Source organism: Marivivens sp. ABH4_498, assembly GCF_056160585.1.
Window position 1 is genome coordinate 201,609 of record NZ_JBSWXL010000002.1, and the last position, 15,947, is coordinate 217,555.

The following is a 15,947-nucleotide window of genomic DNA, read 5'->3' on the forward strand; positions in this document are numbered from 1 at the left end:
TTTTCCCCCTAGGGACATAGAAAAACCGCCGGCTCAGCATCCTGAACCGGCGGTTTATAGATCACATCAGATCAGTAACGATAGTGTTCCGGTTTGAACGGACCCTCTGGCGTTACGCCGATATAGGACGCCTGATCAGGCGATAGCGTGGTCAATTTCGCACCAACGCGAGCCAAATGCAGACGCGCAACTTTTTCGTCCAGATGCTTTGGCAGGATGAAAACGCCCGGCTGGTAGTCGTCGCCGTTGTTCCACAGTTCGATCTGCGCCAGAACCTGGTTGGTGAAAGATGCCGACATCACGAACGAAGGGTGACCCGTCGCGTTGCCAAGGTTCAGCAGGCGACCTTCGGACAGAAGGATCAGACGGCTGCCCGACGGCATTTCGATCATGTCGACCTGTTCTTTGATGTTGGTCCATTTGTGGTTTTTCAGCGCGGCAACCTGAATTTCGTTGTCAAAGTGGCCGATGTTACCAACGATCGCCATGTCCTTCATCTCGCGCATATGCTCGATGCGGATGACGTCTTTGTTGCCGGTGGTGGTGATGAAAATGTCTGCGTCCGCAACCACATCTTCCAACAGGACAACTTCGAAACCGTCCATAGCGGCCTGCAATGCGCAGATCGGGTCGGCTTCGGTCACTTTCACGCGGGCACCAGCGCCAGCCAGCGATGCAGCAGACCCTTTACCAACGTCGCCGTAACCGCAAACAACAGCCACTTTACCAGCCATCATCACGTCGGTCGCGCGGCGGATGCCGTCGACCAGCGATTCTTTACAGCCGTATTTATTGTCGAATTTCGATTTGGTGACGGAATCGTTCACGTTGATCGCAGGGAACGGCAGCTGGCCGTTTTTGTGCAGATCATACAGGCGGTGAACGCCAGTGGTGGTTTCTTCGGAAACGCCTTTGATCTGGTCGCGCACTTTGGTGAACCAGCCTGGGGATTGCTCCATGCGCTTTTTGATCTGCGCCTTGATCACGGCTTCTTCTTCGGACTGCGGCACCGGAATGATCTCTTCGCCTGCTTCGGCACGTGCGCCCAGCAGAACGTACAACGTTGCATCGCCGCCGTCGTCCAAGATCATGTTTGGGCCGTCTTCGAATTGGAAGGATTTGTCCAAGTAATCCCAGTGCTCTTCCAGGCTTTGGCCTTTGATCGCGAACACAGGAACGCCGGCTTCGGCGATGGCTGCTGCTGCGTGGTCTTGGGTCGAGAAAATGTTGCACGACGCCCAGCGCACATCAGCGCCCAGCGCAACCAAAGTTTCGATAAGAACGGCGGTCTGGATCGTCATGTGCAGCGACCCAACGATGCGCGCACCAGCCAGTGGTTTCGCGTCGCCGTATTCTTCGCGGGTGGCCATCAAGCCAGGCATTTCGGTTTCAGCGATATCCAGCTCTTTGCGGCCAAACGCGGCAAGAGTGATATCCTTAACTACATAATCTGCGGCCATGAGCGCATCTCCAATTCAATTGTCGCGGGACAGATAGCACTGTAATCCCTATCGGGCAACGGAACGAACGGGTGAAAACATGGCTGCAAAACAACCACGCGCATGGCAACGTATGCTTTCGGGGCGTCGTTTGGACCTGTTGGACCCAACCCCCATGGATATCGAAATCGAAGATATCGCCCACGGGCTGGCGTTTGTTGCACGTTGGAATGGGCAAACTATGGGCGACTGGCCCTATTCCGTGGCCGAACATTCCGTGCTGGTCGAACAGATTTTCACCGCCCAAAACCCCAAGGCGCCCGTAAAATGGCAATTGGCGGCCCTGCTGCATGACGCGCCGGAATACGTGATCGGCGACATGATCAGCCCCGTCAAAGCATCCGTTGGCCCCGGCTACAAGGATCTGGATGAACGCCTGACCGCAGCCATTCACATCAAATTCGGCCTGCCCGCCAAATTGCCTGCCACGGTGAAACGCCAGATCAAAAAGGCCGATCTGGTCAGCGCGTGGTTAGAGGCGACCCGCATCGCCGGTTTCACCGAAGCCGAGGCCGATAAATTCTTTGGCAAAATAGACCGCAGCTTTGCCGCGCAATTCGAATTGAAACTGCGCCCGCCCGTGCATGCGCGCAACGATTATACCGCACGGCACAACGAACTGATTGCACAGCTTTAGCGCATATAGCTGCGCAGCAACGCGCGGCGGAAATCTTCGCGTTCGGCAGGTGTTAGATTTTTATCGTCCTGTACGCGCCGCAGCTCCTGTTCGAAATGCGAATATCCCGAACGGGTTTCACGCCGCATTGCTGTTGAAAATACGGAATTGAATAGACCTAGCATGGGTAAATCTCCTGATTGGGTGATTTACCTGTACCGCGTGCATCCCCAGTTTCGCGAATCTTGAAAAATGTCGGGATGTAAGCCAAACTTACACTATGGATTGGCACAATCTCCCATCGCTGGCTGCGCTGCGCGCATTTGAATCGGCCTGCCGTACCGGCACCCTGACGGCTGCAGCGACCGAACTGAACGTCACCCACGCAGCGATTGCCCAACATATCCGCGCGCTACATGACTATTTCGGAGAGCCGCTGATAAAACGTCAGGGCAACCGCATGGTCCCAACATCGGCTGGGCGTAAATTGTCCTCTGAATTAAACCTTGGGTTCGGGACGATCATTTCTGCGGTACGTGATTTGACGGCGGATAAAACGGATGCACCGCTGGTTATATCCACGACATCAAATTTCGCTGAAAATTGGCTGATGCCGCGGCTGCCGCGGTTCTGGTCGAAACACCCCGATATTCCTTTGGCGATCCGCACGTCGCATGATCTGGTCAATTTCCAGTCCGACGGTGTTGATCTGGCGGTCCGATATGGGCGCGGGAATTGGGCGGGAACGGACAATCAACTACTGACCGAGGCGCGATTTGTCATCTGCGGGTCTGCCCAGATTGTGCGCGATATGCCCCGCCTGATGGCGGGCGATCTGTCGAAAATGGACTGGCTGTTCGATGAAAACCATCTAGAGCCTATCGAATGGGCGAAAGAGGAAGGATGGCTGGACGACCAATCCACCATTCGCAGCCTGCCCACAATGGGCAGCGTCCGCGCTGCGTTGGCCACGGGATCGGGCATTGCCGTGCTGATGGAACCATTGGTCAAGGCAGAGCTGGACGCCGGGACGATCATCCCCATTGCGCGTACGAAACCACGCGGCGTTGGATATTACATCGTCACCCGCAAAGGCTCTGTTTCATCCAAACGCGCAACATTCATCAAATGGCTGCGCAGCGAGGCGTCTATTTAGGGCTGCGTTTCGCCAGAATGCGCTGCAACGTGCGGCGATGCATATTCAGACGGCGCGCCGTTTCCGACACGTTACGATCACACAGTTCGTAAATGCGCTGAATATGTTCCCAGCGGACGCGGTCTGCGCTCATGGGGTTTTCTGGCGGCGGTGGCAGTTCATCACCCGTTTGCAACAAGGCATTGATGATGTCATTTGCGTCCGCTGGTTTAGATAGATAATCTGTCGCCCCGATTTTGACCGCAGCAACAGCCGTTGCAATCGCACCGTAGCCCGTCAAAACGACGATGCGGCTGTCAGGACGGCGTTCGCGCAGCGTTTCTACCACGTCCAAACCGTTTCCGTCCTCTAGCCGCAGGTCGATGACCGCATATGCTGGCGGACGGGCAGTTGAAATGGCTTTGCCGGCCACAACAGACCCTGCCGTTTCGACAGAAAAGCCGCGCTTTTCCATAGCCTTTGCCAGCCGTTTCAGAAACGGTTCGTCATCATCAACCAGAAGAAGCGAAGTGTCCTCTCCCAGATCCAGAGCTTTAACGTCCATACGATCTGCCTCTTTTCGCGTACCCTACAGGTAGCCCTGACTTACGGTTTCGTCAAATCAGCTGGTCATATCAATCAGACATTCCATACGCTGGGCCACATTTTCGGGCGTGTCGGTGTGCCCGAACACATCAATAACGCCATAACCGGGGATATTGAAATACGACTGAATGCTATGATCAACGAGGTAGTATTCCGGATCGCCGTTTTCTTCTTTCTTATAATACGTGCGATAGGCCTTGGATGCGGCATCGGTTTGTTCGATGGATCCCGTCAAGCCGATCATGCGTTCATGGAAATTGCTTGCGAACTCTCCGACGACGTCTGGTGTATCGCGTTCGGGGTCGATCGAAATAAAGATCGGCGTAACCTCGATCCCTTTTTCATCCAGAATATAGGTCGCTTGCGCATTGCGCATGGCATCCAGCGGACAAACATCAGGGCAGAACGTATAGCCGAAATAGATCACCGATGGGCCTGTAATCACATCCGCGTCGGTGACGGTTTCGCCAGCAGAGGTGACCAATTCAAACGGTCCGCCAATTGCACTGCCTGCGACCGCGGTTGCCCCGCATTGCGCGAAATCCTGCGGCGCTTTGTTCAATTGAACGACGGCAATGGTCCCGCCGATAAACAATGCGGCAACGGATGTGGCAGCAATGGCGATTTTCTTTTCCATGACGCTCTCCTTTGTTTGGCGCATTGATTGCCCTAAAGTCCCTGAATAACAAGCCCTGCAAAGGCCAAACCGCTATGACAATTCCGACAACTTCCTTGTACGACCGCGAACGCAGCCGATGGGTCCGCCTGCGTACATTGGTTATATTGCGTTGGATCGCCATTATTGGGCAGATCGTCGCGCTAATTGTCACAGTCTACCTATTCCAGCTGGACCTACAGGTCGGATTGGCCGCAATGGCGATTGGCGCATCCATCATCGCCAATCTGTTTTCATCGTTTCTATACCCCGAAACCAAACGCCTCACAGAATTAGAGGCGATGTTGATGCTGATGTTCGATCTGCTGCAATTATGTTTGCTGCTGTATTTGACCGGCGGGCTGAACAATCCATTTGCTTTGCTCGTGCTTGCACCGGTGACAATCGCCGCGACGTTTTTGCGATTGCGCAACACGGCCATGCTGGGCGGTGTCGCTGTCGTTATCATAACCGCATTGGCGCTGTGGCATTTCCCGCTGATTTCCAACACCGGCGATTTATTAGAGCTACCCGCGATCTTTCGATTTGGGTTCTGGATCGCACTGGTGGTTGGCGTTTTGTTTCTGGGCGCTTACGCACGGCAGATCACCACAGAAATGCACGATATGTCTGATGCGCTTCTTGCCACTCAGATGGCGCTGGCGCGCGAACAAAAGCTTACGGATTTGGGCGGTGTTGTTGCCGCAGCCGCGCATGAACTGGGCACGCCTTTGGCGACGATCAAATTGGTGTCGGCCGAACTATTGGACGAAGCCGGAGATAACGACGACCTGATCGAAGATCTGCGTTTGATCGGCGATCAGGCAGACCGTTGCCGCGATATTCTGCGATCCATGGGCCGTGCCGGCAAAGAAGATTTGCACCTGCGCAACGTCCCAATCGAAGGCATCCTAAGAGAAGCCGCAGAACCACACCTGACCCGCGGCAAAGAGATCAAATTCCATATCGCCAAAGACACAATCGCCCCCGACACGCAGCCAATCATCAGCCGCCGCCCTGAAATCATTCACGGCCTGCGTAACCTGATCCAAAATGCTGTGGATTTTGCAAAAACGACCGTCGACGTCGAAATGCATTGGTCAAAAGACACGGTTTTGGTGCGTATTTGCGATGATGGCGCGGGGTACAGCCAAAATGTCATCACGCGCATTGGTGATCCCTTTGTGCGGCAACGCAACCTGCCGCAACGACCAGGATATGACGGGATGGGTTTGGGGCTGTTTATCGCTAAAACGTTGCTGGAACGGTCGGGCGCAAAACTAGCCTTTGCCAATGGCGGTGATCTGGGCGGCGCTATCGTCACCGTCAGCTGGATCCGCGCCAAGGTTGATCCAGACCACGGCGAACGCACAGCTTTGGGTGAAAACACACCCATTGATACTTAACCCCGAATTAACCTTCGTTGATTTAGCTTCATCAAAACGACGATGGAGTTTCGATCATGACGATCCAAGGATTGGTTTTGACCTGCCTTTTGGGCGTGGGGTTAAGTGGCATTTTCATCTACACCTTGATGCGCCATTTCGATCAGAAACGGCAAACCGCACGTGCACTGCTGCGCGAAGCCGAAGAAAAGATTGTTTTTCTGTTTGATGACCACAACCTAATTGATGCGACCCCTGCAGCGCGCGCATTGATCAAAAATCGCATGACAGAAACCACTGACTGGGATCGATTTGTTGCGCTTTTCGCGCCGCATTTTCCGCATCTTCGGTCAAATCTGGAAAACCTTGCGCAGGACGGAAGGCGCGTTTTAACGTCACCCGATAATCCCGATTTGCAGGTGATCGCAGAATATTGGAACGGGTTGTCACGGATCAGCTACGACGATGGTTCGCACCGCGGTGAAACCATTGACCGCGCGGCGGCGGCTTCGCTGAATGATGAACTGCAAGCGCTGCGCAACATCGCCGAAGATTCACCCCAACTGATCTGGAAACAAGACATCAACGGCACGATCACTTGGGCAAACAGAGCCTATCTGGATCTTGCCTCGCAACACGCTGGCTGCGCCCCCACGGAAATTCAAACCTGGCCGCCAATGAATTTGTTCAACACGCCAAGCGATCACAGCGGGTTAATCGACGGCGCCAACGCGCGACAGAACATCCATATATCTGGTGATCCAGAGGAGACTTGGTTCGACATTTCCTGCGTCCCGCGTCCGACTGAAACATTGTTCTTCGCAACAAATGTCACCAAAGTCGTCCAAGCCGAAGAAACCCAGCGCAGCTATGTGCAGACCTTGGTCAAAACCTTTGCTCAACTGTCCATCGGTCTGGCGATTTTTGATCGAGAACGCCGTTTGATGATCTTTAATCCGGCCTTGATGGATCTCACAGGTATTCGCCCCGAATTTTTGGCATCCCGCCCCGGTATCCACACGTTTTTGGATCGCATGCGCGAGGCACGGATGATCCCAGAGCCGAAAAACTATACCAATTGGCGCGAAACCATCATCGATATGGAAACACGCGCCAAAGATGGGACCTATTGCGAAAAATGGGACCTTCCGAACGGGCAAACCTTTCGGGTCACGGGTCGGCCGCATCCCGATGGTGCTCTTGCGTTTTTATTCGAAGACATTAGCGCCGAGATTTCATTGACGCGGCGTTTCCGAAACCAAATCGACAGCAGCCAAGCGGTGCTGGACAATTTCGATACCGCTGTCGCTGTGTTTTCATCCTCTGGCACACTGACAATTCACAACGCGGCCTATGAAAAATTATGGCATCAACAACCCATCGCCCAATTTGTCGGAACGACCCTGCTAGAGGAATCGCGGATTTGGCAAAAATCGACAGTCCCGACACCGGTTTGGTCGCGACTAAGGGAAGAACTGTGTTCGATGGCGCCTCGTTCAGCATGGAACGATAGCATCAGATTGAACAACGGCAGAGAAGTCGCCTGCTGGGTCAAACCTTTGCCAAATGGAGACACACTGGTAGAGTTCCGACCAGAGGTGCCCCTGTCTCAGGGCACATATGAACAGCCTACGCTTTGGGCCGCGCATGGTTAATTCTGGCTTGCCTGTTTATTAGCATCGCGTAGTTTGGGCCCATGTCATTTGAACTCGGCCCAATTTCCCTAACCACAGAAACCGATACCGTTATTTTCGCTCGAAAAATTGCGTCTATTCTGGGGGCAGGTGATACAATTTTGCTAGAAGGCGATATCGGCGCCGGCAAAACCGCATTTTCCCGCGCCGTAATCCGCGCAAGGCTGGGATATGAAGAGGATGTTCCTTCGCCAACATTTACGTTGGTTCAAACCTACGAAGATGACCCCGACATCTGGCATTTTGATCTGTATCGGCTGTCACATCCAGATGAAGCCATCGAGCTAGGCATAGACGAAGCGTTTGAAACGGCGATTTGTCTGATCGAATGGCCCGATCGTTTGGCCGACCTTGCCCCACAGGACGCCTTGGTTCTGAAATTGTCGGCGGGCGATCCGCATACCGCAATCCTATCAGGTCCGGACGATTGGAAACCACGGTTAGAGGCCGCCGGTGTCTGATATCAATCGTTTTTTAGCACAGACCGAATGGGAGCATTGGACCCAAACGCCAATCGCTGGGGATGCGTCGCGGCGCAGCTATCGTCGTTTGACCGGGCCATCGGGTCAAACCGCCATTTTGATGATTGCTCCACCTGAACTTGGCGAAGATTTGCGCCCGTTTGTTAAAATGGCCGACCATCTGCGTGGATTAGGCCTGACGACACCTAAAATCCTTGCCTCTGATATTCCAAACGGACTGGCCGTGATCAGCGATCTGGGGCCTGACCACTATGCCCGTTGGTTGACGACCCACAGCGCAGATGAATTGGCGCTGTATCAGCTGGCAAAACAAACGATTGATGTTTACGCCGCAGGTCCCGTACCAGATGGTCTGTCCGAAATGACGCCCCGTGTCGCGACTGATCTTATGGGGTTATACACCCAATTTTATGCCCCTCATGCCAATGCATCGGAAATTGCGGAACGCATGCACGCCGCGCTGGTGGCAATCGATGCGCCCCTATCTTTATCGCTGCGCGATTTTCATGCGGAAAACTTGATCTGGCGTCCGTCTAAAACTGGTTTGGATCGTGTTGGACTGTTGGATTTTCAAGACGCTTTATTGGCGCATCCCGTTTATGATTTGGTATCACTGTTGCGCGATGCACGACGCGACGTACGCCCCGAAACCGTCGAAGCATTGACCGAAAACATAGACCCAGCCGCCTTTGCCGTCATTTCCGTTCAGCGCAACCTGCGCATCTTGGGGATTTTTGCGCGCCTGATCCATCAGGACGGCAAAGAAAAATACCGTGCATTTGTGCCGCGCGTACAGGCCTATGTAAAACAAGACCTCTCCCACCCAATTTTAGCCGATCTAGCGCCGTTGATTTTACCTGATGTCCCCTAATTCTGTTCTATTTTTCGCCGCCGGCTTTGGCACACGCATGGCCCCGCTGACGGACACGCGGCCCAAACCAATGGTCAAGGTTGCTGGCAAACCTCTTTTGTTTCATGCCCTTGACCTTGCGCCTCGTTTTACGCGGGTAGTGAATGTTCATTATCTGGCAGATCAAATTATCGATGCCGTCCCGAACGATGTCACGATTTCAGATGAAACAGACGCCATTTTAGAAACGGGTGGCGGATTGAAACGCGCCCTACCCTATATGACGTCAAACCCTGTTTTCACGATGAATACTGACGCCGTGTGGCACGGCCCCAATCCCTTTGAGGTGCTGCAATCTGCATGGCATGATGACATGGAAGGGTTGCTGTTATTGGTCCCCCAATCACAGGCGCATGGCCACATTGGTAAGGGCGATTTTCAAATCGACGATCAAGGCCGCATCCGCAAAGGCCTAGGAGCGATTTACACTGGGTGCCAAATAATCCGCACGGACCTGTTGGATGACATCGATCAGACCGCGTTTTCCATGTGGGAATTATGGAACCGAATGCTTCAGCGTGGCACATTATTTGGCACGGAATATAACGGGAATTGGTGCGATGTTGGCCGTCCCGATTCCATCGACATTGCACAAAGGATGATAGCCGATGTTTGATCCAATCGATACGCCCCGCGTTTTTGGTCAACCGCTCGGCGTTGATGCTGCGCAGTCTTTGGTCGATGGCGTTTTGGACCGCATGGCGGGCAAGTCTCCGACGGACATCGCGCGCGTCGAAATATATTTGAACACCCAGCGCATGAAACGCCGCGTGGCCCAAATTTTCATGCAACGCGGTGCTATGTTACTGCCCCGCTTGCGATTGGTGACGGATCTGGCATCCGATCCTATTTCGGCAAAACTGCCGCAGCCCGTCGCCTCCCTGCGCCGCCGACTAGAACTATCGCAATTCGTGTCCGCTCTGCTGGACAAAGAACCCTATCTCGCGCCTCGTTCCGCGTTGTTTGATCTATCGAGCAGCCTTGCCAATCTGATGGATGAAATGCACGGCGAAGGCGTACCGCTGCAATCCGTTCTGGATCTGGACGTGTCGGATCGGTCGGGTCATTGGGAAAACGCGCAAAAATTTATCGGGATCGTGCAGCCGTTTTTTGACAGCGCCCTAGCCGCGCCGGACAAAGAATCGCGCCAGCGGATGGTCATCGAACAGTTGGTTGCAACTTGGGCCGAAAATGCGCCCGATCACCCGATTATCGTCGCGGGTTCCACAGGGTCACGCGGCGCAACCTCCCTGTTCATGGAGTCCGTCGCCCGCCTGCCTCAAGGCGCGGTCATCTTACCTGGTGTCGATTTTGACATGGGGCCCGATATTTGGGACGCCATGACCGACCGCCGCAAATTCGAAGATCATCCCCAATACCGGTTCAAACTGTTTTTGGAAAAATTGGGTATTGATGTGTCCCAGATGAACAAATGGGGCGATGAAACGTCGGTCGATACACAACGCAATCGGGTCATATCGCTGTCCCTGCGTCCTGCGCCTGTGACGGATCAATGGCTGACAGACGGTCCTGCATTGGGTGATTTGACACACGCAATGGACAACGTGACGCTGGTCGAAGCCCCTTCGCCCCGATCCGAAGCTGAAACAATCGCACTGCGTTTACGTCAAGCCGTGGACGATGGCGTGACCGCCGCCCTGATCACGCCCGACCGGATGCTAACGCGTCAGGTTTCGGCAGCTCTTGATAAATGGAATATCGTCGCAGACGATTCCGCTGGGCAACCGTTGCATCTTTCGCCTCCGGGTCGGTTTATTCGACTATGTGGATCGCTGATTTTTGACCGCCCAACAGGCGAGACGCTGTTATCAGTTCTAAAGCATCCATTGGCTGCGACGGGGTCCGATCGCGGACCGCATTTACGTTGGACGCGCGAATTGGAATTGCATATCCGCCGATATGGGCCGCCCTATCCCACGGGTGAATCCATGCGCGGATTAAAGACAGACGATGACGATCACCGCGAATGGGCCGATTGGGTCGCGCAGATTTTGGATTTGGCGCTATCTGGGCCAAAACACGGGGCGTTGATCGACCATCTGAACCACCATATCGCCTTGACCGAATTGGCCGCGGCTGGTCCCGCCGCAGGTGAAAGCGAACTGTGGAAAGAGGCCGCAGGCCGTGAAGCGACCAAAACAATCGCAGAATTGCGAACCCATGCTGATGCTGCGGGCGACCTTTCGCTGCACGACTACGCGTCGATGGTGTCATCGATCCTATCGGCAGGCGTCGTACGCAACCCAGATAACGGCCACCCCAACGTGTTGTTCTGGGGAACGTTAGAAGCCCGCGTCCAAAGCGCTGATTTGGTCATCCTTGGCGGGATGAACGATGGCGTGTGGCCAGAAACACCCACGCCCGATCCGTGGCTAAACCGCGACATGCGTGCCAAAGCGGGTCTGTTATTGCCCGAACGCCGCATTGGTCTATCCGCACATGACTATCAACAAGCCGTCTCTGCCAAAGAGGTGTGGATCACCCGCGCCGTCAGATCAGAAGAGGCAGAAACAGTCCCGTCGCGCTGGATAAATCGTCTGACCAACCTGCTGAACGGTCTGCCTAATCAGAACGGCCAGATCGCATTACAGGCGATGAAACAACGCGGCAGCGAATGGGTCGAAAAAGCGATCGCATTGGGCACGCCTGACGGACGCGGTACACCTGCCAAACGCCCCTCGCCTCGTCCGCCTGTGTCCGCGCGTCCGAACGATTTGTCGGTCACCCAAATCGCGACCCTCATTCGTGATCCATATGCGATTTATGGGCGCAAGGTGCTGGATCTTAAACCGCTTGATCCTTTGGTTCCGACCGCTGACGCGCCCCTAAAAGGCACGATCATTCACGAGGTTTTGGAACACTTTATTGCGGAAAAAAATGACCCCGCCGCACCAAATGCGCGGGACCGCCTGATGCAAATCGCCGCCGAAAAACTGGACGCTATGTGTCCGTGGGTCGTCACGCGGCGTTTGTGGCTGTCGGCATTCGACAAAGCGGCGGATTGGTTCCTACAGACCGAAATCGAACGTCAAAAACGCGGCACCCCGACCCATATCGAAGCATGGGGGGAAATGACGATCCCAGAAATCGATTTTAAAATCAAAGGCAAGGCAGACCGCATTGACGAAACCGACAACGGCGAAGTCATCCTGTACGACTACAAAACAGGCACGCCGCCCAACGAAAAAATGCAGTACTACTTTGATAAACAGCTGATTATCGAAGCCGCAATGGTCGCACGCGGTGCCTTTGCCGCTGTTGGACCCAAAACCGCCCATGATGCGGAATTTATCCAGATCAAAGCCGGCGCAAAACCGGTCCGCGCGCCCATCGCCACCAGTGGCGCACCAGACAAGAAACGCAAAGATCAGTTGCCAGATTTGTCTGTCGACGACGAATGGGACAATTTCGTCAAACTGATCCGTGCGTGGGGCAATCCAAAACGGGGCTATACGGCCATGATGGCGGCGCAAACCGCAACCTATGGCGGGGACTACGATCACCTGTCCCGCTACGGCGAATGGGACCTAAGCCAAGACGCCGAACCAGAGGATGTCGCATGATTATGGATGACGCCACTCGCCGCCAAATTCAGGCGGCTGATCCCATGGCATCGACTTGGGTGTCTGCAAACGCAGGTTCGGGGAAAACCCGCGTTTTGACAGACCGTGTTGCGCGGCTATTGCTCGCGGGTGTGGACCCGTCGAACATCCTGTGTCTGACCTATACCAAAGCCGCCGCATCCGAAATGCAGAACCGCCTATTCCGCCGTTTGGGCGCTTGGGCCATGATGCCCGACGATGCCCTGCGCAAAGAATTGTCCGACATGGGCGCAGACCCCGATCACACGGTGCCTGATTTATCTGTCGCCCGCCGTCTATTCGCCACCGCGATCGAGGTCCCGGGCGGGCTGCGTATTCAGACGATCCATTCGTTCTGTTCCTCCATCCTGCGCCGTTTTCCATTAGAGGCTGGCGTGTCCCCTGCCTTTACTGAAATGGAAGACCGCGCCGCCGAAATGTTGCGCGAAGAGGTGTTGGAAACCATCGCCGAAGGCCCGCACGCCCACGCGATCGACAATATTGCTCGGCTCGTCAGCGATATGACGTTCCCGAAACTTGCCGCTGAAACCATCCGTTTCAAACGTGAATTCCTGGCGGGCACAACGCGTGCCGATTTGGCAGCCGAATTTGGCATCCGCCCTGATGAAACGGCACAGTCTTTGTTGGATGATGTGTTTGATCCGCGCGACCGACAGACCATTTCCGCCGTTCGGGACCTGTGCCTAAAGGGCAGTTCCACCGACCAAAAAAACGGGGCTGCGCTATCGGCTATTTCCGGCGATCCCTTCACGATGGGTGATCTGCGGATCTGCGAAAATGTTTTTCTAACAGGTTCGGGCGCTAAATCCCCGTTCTCTGCGAAAATCGGCAGTTTCCCGACCAAAGCCACTCAGGCCAAAGACCCCGCCCTGATCGAAGACCTGAACGATTTAATGGAACGGGTTCAAGAAACCCGCCAACGCCGTTTGGGGGTCGAAGCGTTGGACCGCACGATGGTGCTGTACGATTTTGCCCGCGTGTTCATCCCCGCCTATGAGGAACGCAAACTTGCGCGCGGGTTGCTGGATTTCGATGACCTGATCGACAAAACCCGCGATCTGTTGACCGAAGAAGTCGTTGCAAACTGGGTTCTGTTCAAACTGGACGGCGGAATTGACCACATTCTGGTCGACGAAGCCCAAGACACCAGCCCAGCGCAATGGGCCGTTGTGGATGCCCTGTCCCGCGAATTTGCAGCAGGCGAAGGCGCCCGCGCCGACCAGAAACGCACGATTTTCGTGGTGGGTGACAAAAAACAGTCGATCTACAGTTTCCAAGGCGCCGACCCCGAAGAATTCGACCGCATGCGCAGCTATTTTGACGAAGCCCTGCAAGGAACGGATGCGCCGCTGGTGTCCACTGAATTGCAGTATTCGTTCAGGTCGTCTCAGGCGATCCTGTCCTTTGTGGATGGCACATTCACAGGCGAAATGGCCGAAGGTCTGGAACAAAAGGTCACCCATATCGCGTTCAAAAAAGACATGCCCGGACGCGTAGACCTGTGGCCGTTCATCGAAAAAACGCCCGAGGTCGAAAAAGAACATTGGTACGATCCAGTGGATTTGATCCAAGAATCCAGCGCAGAGGTAAAGCTGGCCAAACAGATCGCCGCGCAGATCGACCGCATGATCCGCACCGAAACGATCCCCGAAGAAAACGGTCATTCGGGCACCTATCACCGCCGCCCTGTGCAGCCGCGCGATTTTTTGATCCTTGTTCAACGGCGCAGCAAACTGTTCAACGAAATCATACGCGCTTGTAAAAACATGAACCTCCCGATTGCGGGCGCGGACGTGTTGACGCTCAGCCATCAATTGGCCGTTCAGGATATTCTATCGCTGCTGAAATTCCTGTCATTGGCCGAGGACGATCTGGCGCTGGCCGAGGTTCTGAAATCGCCCCTTTTCGGGTGGAGCGAACAGGACCTGTTCCGCATCGCCCATGGCCGCAAAGGATACCTGTGGGCGTCTTTGCGCGATCACGCAGATGAATTTCCCGAAACGATGGCCGTTCTGAATGACATGCGTAAACAGGCCGATTTTCTGCGGCCCTATGACCTGATCGAACGTATGCTAACCCGCCATGGCGGGCGCAAAAAACTGGTCTATCAAATGGGCGCCGAAGCCGAAGACGCCATCGACGCGCTGCTGTCTCAGGCGCTGGCCTATGAACGGTCTTCGGTTCCGGGGCTGACGGGGTTCCTGCATTGGATGGAAACCGAAGAGGTCAAAGTCAAACGCCAGATGGACAGCGCGGGCAATCTGATCCGCGTCATGACCGTGCATGGATCAAAGGGGCTAGAGGCCCCCATCGTGATCCTGCCTGAAACGCAGGACCGCCGAAATAACGTCAGCGATGGGATCATCAGAACCGACAGCGGGCCGATCTGGAAACCAACCAGCGGCGATATGCCGGATACGATTCAACCGTTTGTCGATCATATCGCAGACAGCCAAACACGCGAACGCCGCCGCCTGCTGTATGTCGCGCTGACCCGCGCGGAAAAATGGCTGATCATTGCGGGTGCAAATGCGGCCGAAGAAGGCAAACAAAGCTGGTACGACGTGATCCGTGCGGCCATGGACGGCATCGGGGCCACGGATGAAAAGATCGACGATCTGGAATTCAAACGCTACAGCGTGAATGATTGGAACGGCCTAGAATTTCATTCCATCACAGAGGTTGAAAAAACGGCCCCAACCCTGCCCGATTTCGGAATTGTGGATCATGTACCCGAACGGCCCAAAACGATCGCCCCCAGCGATCTAGGTGGCGCCAAAGCGTTGCCAGGTGAATTTGGCGAATATGACACCGAAGTTGCCATGATCCGCGGATCAATCATTCACCAACTGTTGGAACATTTGCCAAATTATCCAATCGAAGAACGATACGACATCGGACAATCTTTGATCGATGGAAATCCAGATGCGGCATTGGTGGATGACTGCGACGACATCTTGGATGATGTGATCGCAATGATCGATAATCCGAAACTGTCGGTTCTATTTGACCCTGAAACATTGGCAGAGGTCGAAATCACCGCCGAAATCCCGCAATTGGGCGGACGCATTTTCGGGGCGATCGACCGATTGGTTGTCGATGAAACCCGTGTTTTATGTATTGATTTCAAATCAAACCGCACGGTCCCAGAAACGCCTGAAAAAACCCCAGACGGTGTTTTAAGACAAATGGCCGCCTATCGTGCTGCTTTGGCGGAAATTTATCCCGACCACCGTATCGATTGCGCGATTTTGTGGACGGCAACCGCAACGCTTATGGAATTGCCTCCTGCGACCTTGGGTCTGGAATGGGCTACGGGCGCTTGACCATTCAGGGGGGCGG

At 54.6% G+C, this 15,947-nt stretch carries 13 protein-coding genes; 9 read left to right on the forward strand and 4 right to left on the reverse strand.

The window, feature by feature from the left end; all coding sequences use genetic code 11:
- Positions 1–71: 71 nt before the first annotated feature.
- Positions 72–1,460: an adenosylhomocysteinase gene (gene ahcY, locus ACXAGA_RS05020; RefSeq protein WP_475116426.1), complete on the reverse strand. Its 1,389-nt coding sequence runs from the start codon at positions 1,458–1,460 to the stop codon at positions 72–74.
- A gap of 79 nt (positions 1,461–1,539) precedes the next feature.
- Between ahcY and ACXAGA_RS05025 the strand changes: the two genes are divergently transcribed.
- Complete coding sequence (locus tag ACXAGA_RS05025; RefSeq protein WP_475116427.1) at positions 1,540–2,136, forward strand: HD domain-containing protein; 597 nt, start codon at positions 1,540–1,542, stop codon at positions 2,134–2,136.
- Here the strand turns inward: ACXAGA_RS05025 and ACXAGA_RS05030 are convergent.
- Positions 2,133–2,300 carry a hypothetical protein gene (locus tag ACXAGA_RS05030; RefSeq protein ID WP_475116428.1) on the reverse strand — a complete coding sequence of 56 codons (168 nt, stop codon included), beginning with the start codon at positions 2,298–2,300 and terminating at the stop codon, positions 2,133–2,135. The genes ACXAGA_RS05025 and ACXAGA_RS05030 overlap by 4 nt on opposite strands.
- Positions 2,301–2,395: 95 nt before the next feature.
- Here ACXAGA_RS05030 and ACXAGA_RS05035 point away from each other — a divergent pair, with 95 nt between their 5' ends.
- Complete coding sequence (locus ACXAGA_RS05035; protein WP_475116429.1) at positions 2,396–3,271, forward strand: LysR substrate-binding domain-containing protein; 876 nt, start codon at positions 2,396–2,398, stop codon at positions 3,269–3,271.
- Here the strand turns inward: ACXAGA_RS05035 and ACXAGA_RS05040 are convergent.
- Together ACXAGA_RS05040 and ACXAGA_RS05045 are read right to left on the reverse strand one after the other, a co-directional pair.
- Entirely contained in the window at positions 3,264–3,815 is a 552-nt protein-coding gene (locus ACXAGA_RS05040) for an ActR/PrrA/RegA family redox response regulator transcription factor (protein ID WP_475116430.1), read from the reverse strand. The genes ACXAGA_RS05035 and ACXAGA_RS05040 overlap by 8 nt on opposite strands.
- A 57-nt stretch (positions 3,816–3,872) precedes the next feature.
- Positions 3,873–4,493 carry an SCO family protein gene (locus ACXAGA_RS05045; RefSeq protein WP_475116431.1) on the reverse strand — a complete coding sequence of 207 codons (621 nt, stop codon included), beginning with the start codon at positions 4,491–4,493 and terminating at the stop codon, positions 3,873–3,875.
- 74 nt (positions 4,494–4,567) lie between these two features.
- On the opposite strand from ACXAGA_RS05045, the gene regB reads away from it, so the two are divergent.
- The 7 genes from regB to addA are packed head-to-tail and all read left to right on the forward strand — an operon-like array spanning position 4,568 to position 15,931.
- Positions 4,568–5,917, forward strand: a complete 1,350-nt coding sequence (gene regB, locus ACXAGA_RS05050; RefSeq protein ID WP_475116432.1) for a sensor histidine kinase RegB — start codon at positions 4,568–4,570, stop codon at positions 5,915–5,917.
- A 56-nt stretch (positions 5,918–5,973) separates the two neighbouring features.
- Positions 5,974–7,551 carry a PAS-domain containing protein gene (locus tag ACXAGA_RS05055; protein ID WP_475116433.1) on the forward strand — a complete coding sequence of 526 codons (1,578 nt, stop codon included), beginning with the start codon at positions 5,974–5,976 and terminating at the stop codon, positions 7,549–7,551.
- Between the two features lie 41 nt (positions 7,552–7,592).
- Positions 7,593–8,051 (forward strand): tRNA (adenosine(37)-N6)-threonylcarbamoyltransferase complex ATPase subunit type 1 TsaE, encoded by a 459-nt coding sequence (gene tsaE, locus ACXAGA_RS05060; RefSeq protein WP_475116434.1) that lies wholly within the window; start codon positions 7,593–7,595, stop codon positions 8,049–8,051.
- Entirely contained in the window at positions 8,044–8,943 is a 900-nt protein-coding gene (locus ACXAGA_RS05065) for an aminoglycoside phosphotransferase family protein (protein ID WP_475116435.1), read from the forward strand. The genes tsaE and ACXAGA_RS05065 overlap by 8 nt, the downstream gene beginning before the upstream one ends.
- Positions 8,933–9,598 (forward strand): nucleotidyltransferase family protein, encoded by a 666-nt coding sequence (locus tag ACXAGA_RS05070; RefSeq protein ID WP_475116436.1) that lies wholly within the window; start codon positions 8,933–8,935, stop codon positions 9,596–9,598. Before ACXAGA_RS05065 ends, ACXAGA_RS05070 begins: the two co-directional genes overlap by 11 nt.
- Positions 9,591–12,566 (forward strand): double-strand break repair protein AddB, encoded by a 2,976-nt coding sequence (gene addB / locus ACXAGA_RS05075; RefSeq protein WP_475116437.1) that lies wholly within the window; start codon positions 9,591–9,593, stop codon positions 12,564–12,566. The genes ACXAGA_RS05070 and addB overlap by 8 nt, the downstream gene beginning before the upstream one ends.
- Positions 12,563–15,931: a double-strand break repair helicase AddA gene (gene addA / locus ACXAGA_RS05080; protein ID WP_475116438.1), complete on the forward strand. Its 3,369-nt coding sequence runs from the start codon at positions 12,563–12,565 to the stop codon at positions 15,929–15,931. Before addB ends, addA begins: the two co-directional genes overlap by 4 nt.
- Positions 15,932–15,947 lie beyond the last annotated feature (16 nt).